General features: G+C 59.3%; 14 protein-coding genes. 8 read left to right on the top strand and 6 right to left on the bottom strand.

Annotated elements, in window-relative coordinates:
• Positions 1-54: 54 nt before the first annotated feature.
• The 3 genes from IT444_11020 to IT444_11030 all read left to right on the top strand — a co-directional run bounded on the left by IT444_11020 (position 55) and on the right by IT444_11030 (position 6,876).
• Positions 55-3,693, top strand: a complete 3,639-nt coding sequence (locus tag IT444_11020) for a DUF1800 family protein (GenBank protein MCC7193302.1) — start codon at positions 55-57, stop codon at positions 3,691-3,693.
• 68 nt (positions 3,694-3,761) lie between these two features.
• Entirely contained in the window at positions 3,762-5,060 is a 1,299-nt protein-coding gene (locus IT444_11025) for a DUF1501 domain-containing protein (protein ID MCC7193303.1), read from the top strand.
• Between the two features lie 118 nt (positions 5,061-5,178).
• Positions 5,179-6,876: a CocE/NonD family hydrolase gene (locus tag IT444_11030; GenBank protein MCC7193304.1), complete on the top strand. Its 1,698-nt coding sequence runs from the start codon at positions 5,179-5,181 to the stop codon at positions 6,874-6,876.
• Between the two features lie 69 nt (positions 6,877-6,945).
• Here IT444_11030 and IT444_11035 read toward each other — a convergent pair whose 3' ends face one another.
• A complete protein-coding gene (locus IT444_11035; GenBank protein ID MCC7193305.1) occupies positions 6,946-7,935 on the bottom strand; it encodes a zinc-binding dehydrogenase in 990 nt (329 codons plus the stop codon).
• A 171-nt stretch (positions 7,936-8,106) separates the two neighbouring features.
• Here IT444_11035 and IT444_11040 point away from each other — a divergent pair, with 171 nt between their 5' ends.
• The 3 genes from IT444_11040 to rsfS all read left to right on the top strand — a co-directional run bounded on the left by IT444_11040 (position 8,107) and on the right by rsfS (position 9,909).
• A complete protein-coding gene (locus IT444_11040) occupies positions 8,107-8,892 on the top strand; it encodes a sugar phosphate isomerase/epimerase (protein MCC7193306.1) in 786 nt (261 codons plus the stop codon).
• An 83-nt stretch (positions 8,893-8,975) separates the two neighbouring features.
• Positions 8,976-9,302 carry a 30S ribosomal protein S21 gene (gene rpsU, locus IT444_11045; GenBank protein MCC7193307.1) on the top strand — a complete coding sequence of 109 codons (327 nt, stop codon included), beginning with the start codon at positions 8,976-8,978 and terminating at the stop codon, positions 9,300-9,302.
• A 139-nt stretch (positions 9,303-9,441) separates the two neighbouring features.
• On the top strand, positions 9,442-9,909 hold the full coding sequence (gene rsfS / locus IT444_11050) for a ribosome silencing factor (GenBank protein MCC7193308.1): 468 nt from the start codon (positions 9,442-9,444) through the stop codon (positions 9,907-9,909).
• A gap of 60 nt (positions 9,910-9,969) precedes the next feature.
• On the opposite strand, the gene tilS is transcribed toward rsfS, so the two are convergent.
• Complete coding sequence (tilS, locus tag IT444_11055; protein MCC7193309.1) at positions 9,970-11,004, bottom strand: tRNA lysidine(34) synthetase TilS; 1,035 nt, start codon at positions 11,002-11,004, stop codon at positions 9,970-9,972.
• A gap of 192 nt (positions 11,005-11,196) precedes the next feature.
• Between tilS and IT444_11060 the strand changes: the two genes are divergently transcribed.
• Positions 11,197-11,793: a hypothetical protein gene (locus tag IT444_11060; GenBank protein MCC7193310.1), complete on the top strand. Its 597-nt coding sequence runs from the start codon at positions 11,197-11,199 to the stop codon at positions 11,791-11,793.
• A 168-nt stretch (positions 11,794-11,961) separates the two neighbouring features.
• Entirely contained in the window at positions 11,962-12,837 is an 876-nt protein-coding gene (locus tag IT444_11065; protein ID MCC7193311.1) for a 4-hydroxy-tetrahydrodipicolinate synthase, read from the top strand.
• 12 nt (positions 12,838-12,849) lie between these two features.
• Here IT444_11065 and IT444_11070 read toward each other — a convergent pair whose 3' ends face one another.
• The 4 genes from IT444_11070 to murB all read right to left on the bottom strand — a co-directional run bounded on the left by IT444_11070 (position 12,850) and on the right by murB (position 16,811).
• Positions 12,850-14,133, bottom strand: a complete 1,284-nt coding sequence (locus IT444_11070) for a hypothetical protein (protein MCC7193312.1) — start codon at positions 14,131-14,133, stop codon at positions 12,850-12,852.
• 164 nt (positions 14,134-14,297) lie between these two features.
• Positions 14,298-14,537, bottom strand: a complete 240-nt coding sequence (gene iscX / locus IT444_11075) for a Fe-S cluster assembly protein IscX (GenBank protein ID MCC7193313.1) — start codon at positions 14,535-14,537, stop codon at positions 14,298-14,300.
• 58 nt (positions 14,538-14,595) lie between these two features.
• The gene (dnaN, locus tag IT444_11080; protein MCC7193314.1) at positions 14,596-15,696 is read right to left on the bottom strand and encodes a DNA polymerase III subunit beta; all 1,101 of its coding nucleotides are present in this window, start codon (positions 15,694-15,696) and stop codon (positions 14,596-14,598) included.
• A 179-nt stretch (positions 15,697-15,875) separates the two neighbouring features.
• The gene (gene murB / locus IT444_11085; GenBank protein MCC7193315.1) at positions 15,876-16,811 is read right to left on the bottom strand and encodes a UDP-N-acetylmuramate dehydrogenase; all 936 of its coding nucleotides are present in this window, start codon (positions 16,809-16,811) and stop codon (positions 15,876-15,878) included.
• Positions 16,812-16,880: the final 69 nt, after the last annotated feature.

Here is a 16,880-nt window from a genome sequence, read left to right on the forward strand (position 1 = left end):
CTTTCTGCTTCACGCATACAATAAACATCAGCTCATTCAATTCAGGATTGTCCCATGCAGCAGTGCCGGATTTTGCGCAGATGGTGCGGTTTGTTCCTGCTGATAACCACCCTTTGGCTGGCGCAGGCGTCCGCGGAGACACCCGCTGCCCTGAAAGGTACGCCTGCTTTCTATACCACCCAAACCATTGCATGGCTGGGGCGCACCCAGGTCATCCCGTTTCGCCTTGACTCCCCCGCTTCTGAGGATCGCACGTTCACTGCGATTTCCAGCAGCAGCGATATCGTTGAAATCATTCGCCCACCGGCGATCCTCAAGGGTGAGACGATCGGATATCTGCGAGTCCGCGCGCGGAAAAGTGGTTCGACCACACTGACGCTCGGTGCAGCAAAACTCGTCGTGGATGTTCGTAAGTCCACCGTTGATACCGCCGGCTTCGACCCCAGGCCGGCCATCGTCAGCCCGGCTCGCGGTGCGGCAGTATGGGGAACGATCGACATCGGCGTTGAAGTCTTCGATGACCCGTCCGATCAGGCTGCCCCGTCACCCGTTACCCTCGTCCTTCCAGCAGGCAAGACGCTGACCGAATCGCGCGATCCGAGCGTCGGTTCACCTCCGCTTCGTCGCGCTGTTTTTCGTGTGAATACGGATGATCTCCCTGCCGGTGCCGGTCAGTTTGTCGCCCGGATTACCGCCCGCGACGGCACCGTTCTGGAGAGTACGCCGCTTGTTTTGAACATCATCAAGCCAGCAGCTAACGATGTCATTTCCGACGAGTGTGAAAAATATCTTGAGCCCGCACGACCGCTGCGGCCCGGAATGCACAACCTGCGCGTCGGGTCCGATCCATCGGCATCCGGCAAGCGGTTCGTAGCCTGCCCCGGCACGGAGCCGGTTTGGAGTTATCCCTTCGAGGTGAAGGAAGGCGGCCTTTATCAGGTGATGATGACGGCTCGCGGTGACTTCGGAGCCGGTGCCTTTCCCTCATTGGGTGTGACTTTCGGCGAGTCAGATCGCGCTGTCACCGCGTCGCGCCTCGTGGACCACCGCTGGCAGCGCACTCCGATCGGCTACCCCGTTGAACTCAAGACCGGCAAGGTTTTTCTGGGTGTGAAGTTTCTCAACGATTTCTACGCACCGGATAACTATGACCGCAACCTCTACCTCGATCGCTTTGAGATCGTCAAGGTGCAGTCGCTGGCCAAAGATGCTCCTGCTCCGCCTGCGGGCGGCATGGCCATGGTGCCCGCTATGGCCATGGCGATGGCAAAAGCACCGGGCACTTACGAGGCGAGCGACGACTTCCGCGTCGCACTGCTGCGGCCGGTTCACGGTTTGTCGCTTCGGGGTGATCTGACGCTCACCGGTCTGGCGTGGTGGCGGCAGGCTGCGACCGTCACCCCGCCGCGCATGTGGATCGCCATTAACGGCACACCCCTGATGGAGCAGCGAACGGCGGACCCGGTCTTCCGAATCAGCACCGGGTACTTCAAGCCGGGACGGAACGCCTTGCAACTCATCGGCGAGCTGGACAACGGACTGCGCGCGGTATCACCGACCGAATACATCGATGTGAATGAATCAATCACCGGCAACAAACCGCGCGCGTATTACCGCTTTGGCATGACCGATCCGGCCTGGGGTGCCTCGCTCAAAGACAAGCTCACCTCGCTTAAGCATCAGGACGGCCACATGCTCGCGCTGTTCGCCGGCGAAAGTGAAGCGACACTCACTCTTCCCGAAGACCTCGCGGGGACATTCGAGCTTTATCTCGATGCGCGAGGCGATCAGTACGAAGGCTTCCCGATTATCGCCGCCAAGCTGCGGGCCGGCGGTGTGGACAAGCCCATTGCGGTGAAAACGACAAACCAGTGGTTTAACGATTGGAAAGTGGGAAATGTCGAGTTGACCAAAGGCCCCAAGCAGCTCGTGGTCTCTTTCATCAATGATGCGTACAAGGAAAAGGTAGGTGATCGAAACCTCTGGCTCCGGGCGGTGAGCCTGCGCGAAGTTGCCGGCGCGGACAGTGCTCCGCCATCACTGGAGATCGTATATCCCAGAAATAATGGTCAGCACGTCGGTCTGGCCGATGCTGTGGTGGTCGATGCACGTGATGACGATGCGTTTGCGTGGATTGATTTGGTTGTGGACGGACGACGGCTGGGCATGAATGCCCCCCTCGATCCGGCGTTGGGACGAATCGTGTTCCCGCTCCTCTGTCGTAATCTTCCGCCCGGTGAACACCATGTGAAAGTGCGCGGCGAGGACCGTTCGGGAAATCAAGGCGATTCAGAAGAAATCACCTTCATCGTCAATGCCGCTACTCAAGGCAATACCTCCGAGCTGACTCCTTACGAAAGCGCAGTCCGATTACTCAACCGATTCGGCCTTGGTCCCGATCCTGAAGAGCTTGCCGCAGTGCTCGTCATGGGTGAGCGGGCCTATCTTGAAGACCGCTTAAGCCGCGGAGCCAGTGATCCCGGTGAAATGGCCGCGACCAATAAAGCACGCACGGTTTTCTCCGGCTCTGACGGAGGCTACGACATCGCGGTCAACACCATCCACCAACTTCAACTAACGCCTAATCCGGTTCGCGCTCGATTTGTCATGTGGGCGGAAAATCATTTTTCGACTTGGCTGCGCAAAACTGAAGGCTGGCGGAAATGGCAGGAGCATGAAGCGTTTATGAAGGCGGGTGTCGCTCCGTTCGTCGATCTGCTCGTGACCTCCGCCACCAGTCCCGCCATGCTCGTGTATCTCGACCAGCAGCGGAGTTTCGCAACCAAGCTCAACGAAAACTATTCGCGGGAAATCATGGAGCTGCACACGCTGGGAGTACACGGCGGCTACACGCAGGCGGATGTGACCAGCCTCGCAGGTCTGCTCAACGGCTGGACTGCGATGGACGAGGCGGACACCGGCGGTCGCGGCTATCCGCTTGAGTCAGTCTATCGCTACGACGGCACGCTCAACGACGGACTGCCCCGCCGTATTCTGGGCATGAGCTACGAGCCAGCCCTACCCGCGCAACGATTTGATCGAGTACGGTTGGCGCTGGAGACGCTCGCAGCGCATCCAAGTACCGCTGAGTTCATATGCCGAAAGCTCGCGGAGCATTACGTCAGCGATCCCGCGCCAGAGGCGATGGTCACGGACCTTACCCGTGTGTATCACCAGACTGGCGGCGACATGAAGTCGGTCCTGCTGGCGATGGCGGAGCATCCGCAGTTTCGACGGGCGGACCTGCCGATGAAGGTGGCGCGTCCGATTGACTTCGCTCTCCGTCTCAGCCGCGTCACACGGGCGGATGACTCCTGGACGATTCACAATTTCCTTCAAAGCAGCGGGATGGGGCTTTTTGATTGCATCACACCGAATGGTTATCCCGAGGCGGACGATCGCTATGCCGACTCCAACGCGGTGCTTCAGCGTTGGAAACTGGTACGCACATGGGATTGGCGGATGGCGAGCCTCGTGCCCGGCACCTGGCGATGGTCCGCCAAGTCCGATCCGGTCAGCGGTGCGCAGAATATCGTGGACGCGGTGGCGGTGGCACTGACCGGGCGAGTGCTGGGACCTGAGTCCAATGCAGCAGCCCTGCGCGTCCTCGCGGAAGCGACCGGCGACATAGGTTCCAAAACCCAGCAAACCGCGGTATTTGTCGGCATGTTGCCAGAGGCCAATATGAGATAGGGGCACGCAACCTGACGTGTTTATTTCTTCAACGCAACGTCCGGCAATTATTTTTCGTGGAGTAACCGATGCAGATCACCCGACGATTTTTTCTCCAGTCCACCGGCGCCATCGCCGCCTACTGCGGTGTGATTCCCCAACTGCTCCTGGCCCAGACGGGGAATAACGCTCCGGCGACCCAGCCCGTTGTGGAGGCAAAGCGAAACAAAACCCTCGTCGCCCTCTTTCTGCGGGGCGGAGCCGACGGACTTAACCTCATCATCCCGCATGGCGATGCTGCCTACTACAACCTGCGACACAACCTGGCAATCGCTGCACCCGCCAAAGGTAATTCCGCAGCGGCGTTGGATCTTGACGGCTTCTTTGCACTGCATCCGCGCATGAGTGCGCTGGAGCCGCTCATGACCGCCGGTGTCGCGGTCGCTGCCCATGCTGTCGGCTACGACCGCAACTCACGCTCCCACTTTGAGGAGCAGGACGTGTGGGAGACCGGCATCGTCGGGAATACCGTCAACTCGGACGGCTGGCTTAACCGCCATCTGGCAACCTCGTCCGGGCCGGGTCCGCTGCGGGCGGTTTCCGTAGGTGACTCGCTGCCGCGAATCTTGCGCGGCAAAGCCAACGCCTATGCGATTCGCGGCGTGGAAGACCTTACGTTACCCAAAGGCAAGGGTAATCAGGCGTCGATCGTCGCCGGGCTTGAACATGCTTATCGTGCCGATCCCGCTGCCCATCGTGAACAGGCACGGGAGCTGCTCGATCAGACCGGTCAGGTCACACTCGCCGGCATGAAAGAACTGTCCCGCCTCACGCGAGAAAAATACACCCCTGCTGCCCAGTATCCGAAAACCGAGATCGCTCGACGACTCAGCCAGGTCGCACGGCTGATCAAGTCTGATGTCGGCCTGGAAGTCGCGGAAGTGGACTACGACGGATGGGATACCCATCTCTATCAGGGTGAGACCATGCAGGGGCCATTCGCCAATCTCGCGGGAAATCTCGCCGATGCGCTGGCGGCTTTTGCTCATGATCTCGGTGACCGGCTCAATGATGTCCTGGTCATCACCCTCAGCGATTTTGGACGAACGGCTGCGGAAAACGGGACCAACGGCACCGACCACGGCTGGGGCAACTGCACACTCGCCCTGGGCGGTCCGGTTTTAAAAGCTGCCGGTGTTCACAAGAAAAAAGTGATCGGGAGATGGCCTGGACTCGCGCCGGATCAACTCCACCAAAATCGTGACCTGCTGCACACCACCGACTTCCGCGATGTGCTGGCTGAAGCTGTAAAGGTGCAGTTGGGCAACCCGAACCTCACCAATCTGCTTCCCGGTCGGGAATTCCAACAAGTGGGTTTGGTGGCGTAAGACGATCGTCCATTCCCTGCCCGCGGCGGCTTATTTTCGAGCGGACGGCTCCCCCACCGATTATCCTTCAGCAACGTCGCGGCTGTCGCATGCTGACCAATACTTCGGAGTACGACGAATGGGTGACTATCTCAGGCACGTGCGGATCATGCGTAATGTCCGTGTGCCAATGCGTGACGGCGTAGAACTGGCGACTAACGTGTATCTGCCACGTGAAGGAACGAAGTTTCCCGTCGTCCTTGTGCGCATGGCGTACAACCGTGCTCATATCACCGGCGGCGAGCTAATCGAGCGCGGTCTGGCTGTAGTCTCGCAGGATACGCGCGGCCGCTATGCCTCCGATGGAAAGTTCTATCCGTTTATTCACGAAACCAACGACGGCTATGACACGCTGGACTGGATTGCACGCCAGCCGTGGTGCAATGGGAAAGTCGGGATGTACGGCGACTCCTACCTCGCCAGCGTGCAACTCGCTCTGGCGCATACCAACCACCCGCTGCTCACCGCGCTTAACCCGCGGTTCATGTCGGCGGATATCTGGCGGCAGGGCTATTACTGCGACGGCGCATTCAGCGAAGCATTGACGTTCAGTTGGCTCTGCCTCGAGGTCGGCTCGCGCACCAGCGAAGCCAACCTCATGCCTTTTTTCAACATCCCCATGCTGCTCCGGGAGCGGCCGATCGTCGATCTCGACATTAAGAGCGGTAACCGGTCGGAGTATTACCGTGACTTCGCCACCAACTACGCGCGAAATCAATTCTGGCGTGATCTTTCCTATCGCGAGACTCTTCCCGCCTGCCGCGTGCCGAGCCTCCTGACCGGCGGCTGGTATGACTACTACCCCAACGAAGCCTTCCGCATGTACGCGGACCTTCTGTCCGGCGATGCACCGGAAGCAATCAAGCGATCGCATCGCGTACTCGTCGGCCCATGGACACACGGCATCCACGGAAGATCGAAACTCGGCCAACTCGACTTCGGCCCCGAAGCGACAAAGGAAAACGACCATTCCTCCCGCTGGCTCGAAACGATGCTCAAGGGCGGTACGCCGCAGGACTATCAGAAAGCACTGATCCGCCTGTTTGTCATGGGTGACAACGTATGGCGTGACGAAAACGAGTGGCCGCTGGCGCGGACCCAATTCACCAGGTATTACCTGCACTCGCAAGGCAGCGCAAACACCTGCACAGGTGATGGCACGCTCTCCACTTCACCGCCTCAAAACGAGTCATCCGACAAGTTCACCTACAACCCTGACGACCCGTGTCCCACCATCGGCGGAAATCACTCCGTGGGTACTTATAACCCCGGCCTGTATGAAATCTGTCTGCCCGGACCTTACGACCAGGGGCCGGTCGAGACGCGACCCGACGTGTTGTGCTTCACCTTACCCGTACTCGAAAGTGACACGGAAATCACCGGGCCTGTCTGGGTTCATCTGTTCGCTAGCACTTCAGGACGCGACACCGATTTTGTCGCGCGGCTATGCGATGTGTATCCCGACGGCAGGTCGATCAACATCACCGAAGGTGTGCTGCGCGGACGCTTCTACGAACGGAAGTGGGATGCACCGCGACTGCTTGAGCCGGGCGCGATTTACGAGTTCCGCATCGAGCTTCAGCCGACCGCGAATGTCTGGAAGAAAGGCCACCGGATCCGTGTCAATGTCACCAGCAGCAGTTTTCCGCTTTGGGAGCCTAACCCGAACACCGGCGGCGATCCTGCCACGGAAACCCGCTGGGAGATCGCGCAACAGACGACCTACCATGATGCGCAACACCCTTCGCATGTGGTGCTGCCAATCATCCCTCGGTAGTCACTGACCACACGCGGATTTTGGCTGTGGATTACGGATGAGGATTGCTTCGTACCGGCCGTGGTGCGATTATCGCACCTTCACCACGGTTTTACCGATAGCACGCCCCGACTCCTGCAATCGGTGCCCTTCCGGAATTTCTTCAAGTGAAATTACCTTGCCGACGTGAGGTCTGAGTCGGCCTGCGTCCACCAGCGCGGCGGCGGCACGCAAGGTCTCACTCTGTGATTCGGGGTGAATCCCGTGAATTGCCGGCACACCCATGAACTCCAGATGCAGTGTTGCGTTTTTACGAAAGAGAGCCGGACCGATCTTTGCTGACTCGTTATAGACGATCGTCACCATGCGCCCGTTGATGGCGACGCATTCGAGCGACTTGTCGAACACCTCTCCGCCGACGGTATCTACCACCACGGCGCAGCCTTGATTTTTCGTCTCCTGCTGCACGCGAGTGATAAAATCTTCCTGCGCATGGTTGATGATGACGTCCGCACCGATTTTGCGGCAGAGGTCGATGGTCTCCGGCCGACTCGCGGTCGTGATGACTCGGCAGCCGGCGATTTTGGCCAACTGCACCGCGATGTGTCCCACGCCGCCAGCGCCGGCATGGATGAGCACCGTTTCACCCGCCTGAACAGCACCGCGCTTGTGGATGCAATCCCACGCTGTCAGCGTCACCAGAGGCAACGCCGCTGCCTGCACATGATCGAGTGAGTCCGGCTTATGGGCCGCGAGACGGTGATCGACCGCGACCCGCTCCGCATTCGCGCCGGGGCGCGCAAGGCTCGGCGAGGCGTATACAGCATCTCCCACCTTGAAATGCTGAACATGACGACCAAGCGCCTTGACGATGCCGCTGACGTCATAGCCTTGAATAAACGGCATCTGGCGCACAACGCCGCCGTAGTTCACCGTCTTGCGGATTTTGTAATCGACGGGATTGATCGCCGTCGCGTAAACCTCGATAAGCAAATCGAGATCACCCACGATCGGCTCAGGCAGATCGAGGAGTTTGAGCACTTCCGGTGAACCGTGATCCGTGGTGGCCATCGCGCGCATAAAGAATTTTCCTTTCCGTGGAAGTGTAGGGCGTGACGATCGCGCCGCAAACGGCAGCAGCTCTCAAGCTCGCGGATTGTCCCTCACGGAATGATCCTCTCATTAGCCGAGCTTTGCGACGGACGCAGGATAATTCGTTATATTTCGATGATTCACACCAGGAGACTGCTCGTGCCACCATCGGTCATCGGCGCCCAGCTCTACACGCTGCGCGATTTTCTCAAAACTCCGCTCGATATCGCCAGGACTTGCGCGCAAGTCAAAAAAATAGGCTACGACGCTGTTCAGGTTTCCGCGCTGGGACCTATTGAGGTCAAAGAACTGGCCAAAATTCTCGACGGTGAAGGCTTGTCATGCGCCGCGACGCACAAGTCGATGGATGACATGAAAAACACCGATGCGATCCTTGACTATCACGCAACCCTCAAGTGTCGTTACACCGCGATCGGTGGTTTCGGCTGGGGCGGCAAGACACTCGCTGAGTGGCAGACCTTCGTTCGAGATTACAACCTGATCGCCCGGACGCTCGCCGCCAAGGGCCTTCGAGTCGGCTACCACAACCACGCCCATGAGCTTTGCCGCGTGGCAGACAGCCCGCTCACCATGCCGCTCGAACTGCTCGTCAACACCTGCGAACGATCGGTGTGGTTTGAGATTGACACCTACTGGATCGCGTTCGGCGGGGGCGATCCCGCTGCGTGGATCGAACGAGTGACGGCCTCCGGCGCTGACCGCATTCCGTGTGTCCATTTCAAGGATATGCTCATCAGTCCCGACCAGAAGGAGCACAAAATGTGCGAGGTCGGCAGCGGAAATCTCAACTGGACGCGCATCCTCAACGCCTGCACCAAGGCTGGCGTCGAGTGGTATCTCGTCGAGCGGGATTCAGGCGATCTGGACCCGTTTGAATCGCTGAAAATCAGCCTCGACAACCTGCGGGCGATGGGTTTGCACTAACGAGGCATACCCGCTGAGGCATTTGCAAAAAACCTCGTGATGAAGGAAGATACACGGCTCAACGAAAACCCCGAGGAAAGCTTATGGCAATCAGGATCAAGGCACGCGCGGGCGAGTCAGCCGAGCAGATGATGCGTCGGTTCAAGAAAATGTGCGAGAAGGAAGGTCTGACCAAGGACATCAAGCGCCGTGCGTATTACGAGAAACCCAGCGAGCGCAAACAGCGATCGCTCCGTAAGTCGATCAAGCGGGCTGAACAGATCGCTCTGGGCGTGCCGCTGAAGAAAGGCCCGCCGGGCGCCAAGCCTCCCATGGGTGCGCAGCGCGGCGGTCGTCCGGGTGGACGCCCGCAAGGCCGTCAGGGCGGCGGTCGGCAGATGGGTGGCGGTCGGGGCGGCAAACCCCGCTGATTCCGCCTCGCTCCCTGCGTGACCGCAGAAATCGGTCGGGGGAGATTTTCACTTTATGCTGATACCAGAGAAGCGGCACGTGCCGCTTCTCTTTTTTTGTTGCTCCCACAACATCGACGCGACACTTATCATGTCCCGCATGAGCAAACAGTCCGCGAAAAAGTCGGGAACCACCCGGTCCGTGAAAAAAAGTTCCGCGCCCCGGACGCCTCGCCAGGCAACCTCGGCACGCAGCGGTGATGCGAAACTTCGCAAGTTCGCCATCGAGTCCGCGCGTCTCCTGTCTGACCTGCACGCGGAAGACGTAGTGCTCTTTGACGTACGCAAGATGAGTGACGTGACCGATTACATCCTCATCGCCACCGGCACCAGCGACCGCCAGATCCGTTCGCTCGGTGATCGGGTTGAAGAGCTCAGCCGGGAAATGAAGATCGATCGCTACGGACGTGATGCCGACGGATCGGCGACGTGGATTGTCGTGGATTTCGTGGACACAGTGATTCACCTCTTCGACCCCGCAGCTCGGGCTCATTACGATCTCGAAATGCTCTGGGGTGACGCTCCGAAAGTGAAATGGCGGCGAGTCACACGATCGGCGGCTGACTGATCCATCACCCGTGATGACATAACAGGCAACCGGAAAGGTGTGCTGCATCGGACAGCGACGCTATTTTCGGCGGACCTCGACAGCCTCCCGCGTAATCACTGAGACCACACGATTCCCAAACTCAAATCGCCGCTGACCTCCCTGACAGTCCCGCACCGCCCGCACCAGTGACCCCAGAGGCCGGGTGCCCATTTGATCCGCACCCACTCCCGCATTTTGAAGGAGCTGCCGCAGAACTTCCGCAAGAACCACACGAGGCCAAAGCCTCGCTTCATTGCGCGGCACGATCCATGTCGCATTCGTCTCTGTGACGATGTTTAACGCCTGTGCAGCGGCGGCGTCCACCACGCGCCCCACGTCCCGCAGGTGATCTCCGAACCGCACAGCTCGACGCCCCGCAATCGGACTGATCGCGCGCAACTGCGGCAGCACCTCGTGTCGCAGTCTTGCGCGCAGCCGCGAAATATCCAGATTGGTGTGATCTTCGCACCAGGGTTGCTTGATCTGTTTCAGGAACGATTCCGCGGCGGCGTGATCGACAGCCAGCATCGGTCGAAGGATGACGATGCCCTTTTCGTTGACTCCGCTCCCAGCCGGTCGTCTCCAGGCCATGCCCTGCAAACCTCTGATCGACGCTCCGCGCAGCAGACGCATCAGGATGGTTTCCAGTTGATCGTCCGCATGATGGGCGGTCACGATCATGTGGGAGCGACAGGCCTGCGCGGATTCCATCAGCGCGCGGTAGCGTTCCCGCCGTGCCCAGGCTTCGACGTTTTCCTTCCGGCTGGGCTTGGGCAGGTCGGTTCGACAGAAGGGTACTCCGAGTTCTCCTGCCCATTTTTCGACCAGACGGGCGTCGTTTTCCGCGTGATGATCGTCCCGCAGATGGTGCTGCACATGGCCGACACTCAGCCCCAGCTTCCAAGTCCGCCGCCCCGCCAGTGGTGCGATCGCGCGCAGCATCGCCACCGAGTCCGCCCCGCCGCTGACCGCCAGATGCAGGCGATCTCCCTCACGGACACCGCAGCGGGATTTGAGTGCCTGTGCCACCGCCTTGGCGAAGGGATGCTCGACGATGCGCGACAGAGTGGCCATGGTTGAATCATAAATCAGCGGGCTATGAGGCTGCACGGTCGATAAACTTTTATAGGCGGGTATTGCCGCCATGCCGGAGAGCGTAGAGGTGAAATCCATGTCCGATCATGTCGGCGTCAATCTCCATCAGGCGCATCAAGATGCGGCTGAAGCTGCAGCACGGGGCCGACTCGTCGCGCAGGGAGGTCAACGATGATCCTCTCCCAGACGCTTATCTCGCTCGCCACGGAAAGACATGGAATGACTCCATCGTCCAGCCATCTCTCAACCGCTATCGGACAGGCTGCCCCGATAGTCGCGGAAATCACGCTCAACAAGGACGTGCTCCTCATCATCGGCCTCGGGTTGATCGCCTTCGGGTTTCTCGTCCGCGCCAATAGCAAGCCGCGCGTGGACACCAACCTGCTTCCAGAGGAGCAGATTGAGCGGCTCCGCCAGTCGCACGGCATGCGGGGCGATCTGGATCGTGCCATGGAGGAAATCGAAGATCTGACCAAACGGCTGGGGGATCGGCTGGACCAGAAAAGCCGGAGCCTTGAGCGGCTGCTCGCCGAGGCCGATGAAAAGATCGCTGAGCTGAAGCGTCTCAAGGGTGAACCCGCCGCACCCGCTGCGCCGTCACCGCTCAAGTTTTCCTCTCATGCAAACGTATCGCCGATGTCCGATGATCCGCTCGCCCGGTCGGTTTATGATCTTTTCGACGCAGGCCACGCACCGATTGAGATCGCCAAGCGACTCAATGAACAAATCGGCAAGGTGGAATTGATCCTCGCCCTGCGTCGCGCGTGAGTCAGCACAGAAAACGGCACCCCCCCCGACATCTCCTCTGCCGCAGTAGCCGCCCTATCCTGCGGAGGGCGACCATCGCGCATCTTCGAGGGCAAGGCTGCGTTTTGCCCATCGGCCCGCTCCCATTTAAAGTACGGGGCTTCGCACCCCTGAACCAGAGGTTTCACCATGTTTACCGGCGCCATGACCGCGATGACCACGCCCTTCCGCGGCGGGCAGATCGATTACGACCTGCTGACAACCCAGGTGCGGTTTCAGATTGAAAGCGGGATCGACGGCCTTGTGCCAATGGGCACGACCGGCGAGTCGCCGACACTCAGCCACGAGGAACACCGTCAGGTCATCGAACACGTCGTTCGAGAAGCAAAAAAAGCCAATCGCAAAGTTCCCGTCATTGCCGGTACCGGTTCAAACTCAACGGCGGAAGCTCTGGAACTCACCGCGCACGCGGCGCAAGTCGGCGCAGACGGCGCGCTGATGGTGAACCCCTACTACAACAAGCCGACACAGGAAGGGCTGTACCGCCACTTTGCGACGATCGCGGATCAGGTCCGCATTCCGATCGTGCTGTACAACATCCCCGGCCGCACGGGTATCACCATGTCGCCGCAGACGGTCGCTCGGCTTAACAAGCACAGCAATATCGTCGGCATCAAGGAAGCAACCGGCTCACTCGACATCGCCAGCGAGATCGCCTCGCTCTGCGGTATCACGATTCTCTCCGGTGATGACTCGCTCACTCTGCCGCTAATGAGCATCGGCGGCAAGGGCGTCATCAGCGTCCTGTCCAACATCATTCCCGGTCGTGTGAAGGCATTGACCGCCGCGGCTTTATCGAATCGCTGGGATGAAGCACGCCGGCTGCATCTGGAACTTTTCCCGCTTTTCAAGGGTATGTTCATCGAAACCAACCCGATCCCGATCAAGACCGCGATGGCGATGATGAAGAAGGACACAGGCGAGCTGCGCCTGCCGATGTGCGAATTGTCCGAAGGGAATCGCCGTGACCTGGAAAAATTGTTGCGCGATCACCGCTTGCTCTGACCGCTGTGCAGATCAGGATGGACCGGCCGCAGCCATCTCCGCGCGCCGGGCGGGGGAGCGGCGAACGCGAATCCAGTCACGGATCTGTTTTTTCTGTCCCGGCCAGGTACTGCTTACACGCGACTTGATGAATACGCCGAACAATCCGTCCATCGTCTCCGCCAACCGACGGATCAGCACCAGCCGGTGCTCGATGATTTCACGCGGGGTGGTCGCATCGGGATTTTCCGGTATCGTTGCGCCGGAGATGATCCACCTATCCGCCTGAAGCGACAGCTCCCACTGCAATCCATCGCCCCCCGTGTCGGCGACCAGCAAACCTGCCTTGCGCGGCCATTTGCCGGTCAACAGCGCATCGCCCGCCTCGGCCAGTTTCGTCGGCCCTGTCGCGCGAAGCGTCTGTTTGCCTAGCACGTTCCATGCGCAATCCATGTCGAGCGATTTGTCGATCATCACCGCAAGCTCCGAGCGAACTCGCTTTTCATGAGCGGGCAGCTCGATCAACCCTTCCGAGTTTTCGAGTTTCCACCAGAGCCAGATGAGGAACTCATTACCGAGGAAGTCCTTCAGATCGGTGGACGTGTGTGACCAGGGCACCTGCGGGAACTTGAGATCGCGCGGGCCGTCGGCGTTTTCAAGATCGATTACGGCTTCGGCGGGAGCAGGAGTGAACTCCGAGGGATGGAAGTCTTCGTAATCCCGCCCCTTGCCCGAAGCACGCAGCCATTCCCCCGCCAGCGCACCAGCCGAGAGCAGGGAGAGTTTGCAGTTAAAGCTCTGATAAAACTGCGAAGCAAGCAGCTCGATCACCTTGCCTGACGGCACGGAGCAGTAAAGCTCCCGTCTGGCCAGATCCCAAATCAGCGGAACCGATTTCGACCGCCGATGCTTACCTGCAGCAAGCTCTTCATGAATTTGCTGATTCGCAGTTTCCGCGGCCTCGCGGCGCTGGGCACGGGAAACGATGCCGCTGGGATTCTCTGCCGCCAATGCTGCTTCGTTCATCCGCTTATAGGCATTTTTGATGGCGGAGGGCACGCGATGCGAGTCGATCCGCAGGGCAAAGAGCAGCAGCGAACCGTCGTCGCCGTAGCCGTTTTTTTCGTAGCTGAACTGGGTATCGAGCAAATGTTCGCCGGTGGTCCAGCCGGCCTCGATCTCGTCCGATGCGCCGACCTCGCGCTCACGGAAGGAAAACTCAGCCAGTATTCCCAGCGTGGTTTCATCCACGGCGGCGGGTGCATCACCCTCGACGCGGAACCGGCAAAATGTCACTCGGCCTGAATGGAAAGGCATGGGATGCTTTTCAGTTTGTTAACGATGACGAAAGAGCCGCGGCGCGGCTCTTGACTGATGTGACGAATGGTACGAGATAGCGCAGCCGCGCGGCGTTATCGCCAGTTTTTCAACAGTGCGCCAGACCCGCAATGCCGCAAACCGCCGCATGGCTCGCGTGAAAGTTACTCGTCCTCGTCTTCCCCGTCGCCGGCATCGAGTTTTTCCTCGTACCACCGGGACTGGATCGTTTCGAGGATTTTTTCGTTCACCGGATGCTTAGGCTGGGCTTCAAAGTCGTGGAGAGATTCGACCATCTGCCGCAGCTCGGTGAAGCGCACGGACAGAGGATCGCGGTCCGGATACTTTTCGAGCAGACGCTCCGCGATCTCATCGACATCGAGCCAGTGGATTTTCTGAGGCATCGGATCACACGACTCTGAGGCTTTGGTGCGACGAACCATTTTACGCTGCAGCGGAATACTACTGGATGTTCACCGGCATGATGACATAGAGAAAATCAGGACCGCTGCGAATGACGCCGGGTTTGTTGGGTGCTTTGAACTCAAAGGTCACCTGCTCCGCGTCCACGACTTTGAGAGCATCGAGAATAAACGTCGGATTAAACCCGATTTCGATCGGGTCGCCCTGGTAATTGGCGAGGCCGACGTTGACTTCTGCTTCGCCCATCTCTGGAGCGCGACTCGAAAGCGTCAGGCCGTCGGCCTTGAACGAGAGACGCACGCCTTTTGACTCATCGTTGGTCAGCAGACCGGCACGGCGAGTGGCACTGGCGAGCACGTCGGTGCCGATGGTCGCCTTCTTATCGCCGTCGCGCGGAATGACGTCTTTGTAGGGCGGGAAATTGCCTTCGACGAGGTTCGACGCCAGCACCGCGTTTTCCGTGGCGAAAAGCACCTGGTTATCCGCGACACGGACCTGAACCGGCTTTTCGGAATCGGTGAAGATGCGAAGCAGAAGGTTCAATGCTTTGGTCGGCACGATTGCTGAGCGGCTGTCGCCTTTGTTGGCTTTGCAACTGCCCTTGGCCATCGCCATACGCCGACCATCAGTGGCGATCACGGCGATCTTGTTCCCTTCGCGTTCGATCAGTACGCCGTTGATGGCGTAACGGCTGTTCTCCCGCGCGGTGGCGAATATCGTCTGGCTGATGATTTTGTGCATGTCACCGGCGGGAATCTGGAAGTCCGGTTCGCCGGTAAATTCCGGGATCGGCGGAAAATCCGTCGTCCGGTAGCCGTTGAGCGTAAACCGCGAATCCTGCCCGCGGATCACGGTCGATTCGTCTTTGTTCGTAAGGGTCAACGTCGAATCAACCGACTCGCGGACGATCTGGATCAGCTTGTCGGCGACGATCAACGCTTCGCCGGCCTCCTGCACTTCAACACGCGGGGTGCTGACACGCACGGAAACTTCCAGATCGGTCGCCGAGACCGTGAGAGTCGAATCGGCGGCAGTCAGCTTCACGCAGCTAAGCACCGGCTTGGGTGTGCGCGAGACAATGACCCCGCTCACGAGGTTGAGCATTTCCACCAAGGCTCCCCGATCGCAGATGACTTTCATGGCCGTTCCCTCGTCTTTGAGAATTGGATGAGGTTAACGGTTCAAAGTATCTCCGGCAAGAAGCGGGCTTGCGATGCGGAGAACCTGTTGATTTCCGTGAAAACACCGGGGCGAATTCGCTGCTGGACTTCCCGTGATTCGTCTATCCGGCAGTGTGGTCGGTATGGCGGCAGCAGAGGTTATGGCCAGACCACGACTTCGCGTTCGAGTCGGATGCCGTGGACTTCCAGGACGCGCTTCTGGGCGTGTTCCATCACCGCCAGCAGGTCGGCGGCTGTCGCACCGGGATGGGCGATGACGAAATTGGCGTGTTGAGATGAAATTTCCGCGCCGCCGATGCGAAAACCCTTCAGACCAGCCTGATCGATCAGTTTGCCTGCGGAAAGTTTTTCGCCGCCTTCGACGGGAGTTGGATTTTTGAATGCGCAGCCGGCGGAGTTGTCCCCCATGGGTTGACTGTTTTTCTTATACAGGAAGATTTCCTTAAACCGCCGAACGAGTGCGTTCGGATCGTCGGGAATCAGCTCAAACTCGACTTCGATGATGTACCGGGCGGCAATGTTCGACTTGCGATAAGAGAAGATGAGGTCATCGCGGTCGCGGTGGTAAACATGGCCGGTGGAGTCCATGACTTTGACCCGCCGGATGGTCTTGCCGATGTCGCCGTAGATTCCGCCGGCATTCATGCGGACCGCGCCCCCGATCGTGCCTGGAATGCCCGCGAGCACTTCAAGCCCGCCGAGACCTGCCTTGGAAATTTCCGGGATGACTTTGAAAAGATCGCAACCCGCGCCGAGCGTCGCGATGTTACCTTCGATTTTCACCTGCTTAAACGCGGGATCGCTGAGCTGGATAACCAGGCCATCCACGCCAGCGTCGCTGACGAGCAGGTTCGCCCCGCCGCCGAGGACATAGGTCGGCACGCCAGCCTCATTAGCTCGCGCTGCGATTGCGGCGAGCTGCTCTACCGATGACGGCTGCGCCAGAACCCTGGCCGGCCCGCCTACGCGATACCACGTCCACGGCGCGAGGGGGACATTTCGCTGGAAGGGAATGTTCAGACCTTCGAGAAAAGTTTCGATGCCTGATTCCTGATTTTCGATTGTCGAAGCCATCCGTTGATCCCGTCCGCAGGAAGCTGTGTCACACTTAACGTATGACAATCAATCGGCTATGGACTGGCG

Source organism: Phycisphaeraceae bacterium (assembly GCA_020851465.1).
GTDB lineage: Bacteria > Planctomycetota > Phycisphaerae > Phycisphaerales > Phycisphaeraceae > JADZCR01.

What these genes read in the sequence shown, in the direction of transcription:
- IT444_11020 (MCC7193302.1), top strand. Translation starts at nt 55, where the DNA reads ATGCAGCAGTGCCGGATTTTGCGCAGATGGTGCGGTTTGTTCCTGCTG.
- IT444_11025 (MCC7193303.1), top strand. Translation starts at nt 3,762, where the DNA reads ATGCAGATCACCCGACGATTTTTTCTCCAGTCCACCGGCGCCATCGCC.
- IT444_11030 (MCC7193304.1), top strand. Translation starts at nt 5,179, where the DNA reads ATGGGTGACTATCTCAGGCACGTGCGGATCATGCGTAATGTCCGTGTG.
- IT444_11035 (MCC7193305.1), bottom strand. Translation starts at nt 7,935, where the DNA reads ATGCGCGCGATGGCCACCACGGATCACGGTTCACCGGAAGTGCTCAAA.
- rpsU (MCC7193307.1), top strand. Translation starts at nt 8,976, where the DNA reads ATGGCAATCAGGATCAAGGCACGCGCGGGCGAGTCAGCCGAGCAGATG.
- rsfS (MCC7193308.1), top strand. Translation starts at nt 9,442, where the DNA reads ATGAGCAAACAGTCCGCGAAAAAGTCGGGAACCACCCGGTCCGTGAAA.
- tilS (MCC7193309.1), bottom strand. Translation starts at nt 11,004, where the DNA reads ATGGCCACTCTGTCGCGCATCGTCGAGCATCCCTTCGCCAAGGCGGTG.
- IT444_11060 (MCC7193310.1), top strand. Translation starts at nt 11,197, where the DNA reads ATGATCCTCTCCCAGACGCTTATCTCGCTCGCCACGGAAAGACATGGA.
- IT444_11065 (MCC7193311.1), top strand. Translation starts at nt 11,962, where the DNA reads ATGTTTACCGGCGCCATGACCGCGATGACCACGCCCTTCCGCGGCGGG.
- IT444_11070 (MCC7193312.1), bottom strand. Translation starts at nt 14,133, where the DNA reads ATGCCTTTCCATTCAGGCCGAGTGACATTTTGCCGGTTCCGCGTCGAG.
- iscX (MCC7193313.1), bottom strand. Translation starts at nt 14,537, where the DNA reads ATGCCTCAGAAAATCCACTGGCTCGATGTCGATGAGATCGCGGAGCGT.
- dnaN (MCC7193314.1), bottom strand. Translation starts at nt 15,696, where the DNA reads ATGAAAGTCATCTGCGATCGGGGAGCCTTGGTGGAAATGCTCAACCTC.
- murB (MCC7193315.1), bottom strand. Translation starts at nt 16,811, where the DNA reads ATGGCTTCGACAATCGAAAATCAGGAATCAGGCATCGAAACTTTTCTC.